Genomic DNA, 233 nt, shown 5'->3' on the forward strand with positions numbered 1-233 from the left:
CCGCCTGGCATCGCTCACCGCGATGGCGTCCGGCGCACGCCGCACCTGCGCTGCAAACAGGTCCAGCACCGTCCGGTTCTCCGGAAAGGTGACATTTGTGGCGTTGAACTCCCGGACCAGCCGCTCCCGATCCTCTCTGCCGAGCAACGGCAAGGCCGACAGCCTTGCCCGAGGCGCTTCGACCACCGCCTCGACAACCCGCCCGAACATCTCCGCAATCCGTTCCGCCGTTG

1 protein-coding gene is annotated in these 233 nt (G+C 67.4%); it reads right to left on the reverse strand.

Going from position 1 to position 233, the window contains the following annotated elements; genetic code table 11:
* Nucleotides 1-233 (reverse strand): hypothetical protein (locus tag E1297_RS48660; RefSeq protein ID WP_196223057.1); only part of this gene is annotated, 233 nt, incomplete at both ends.

This window comes from Roseibium sp. RKSG952, assembly GCF_009711355.1.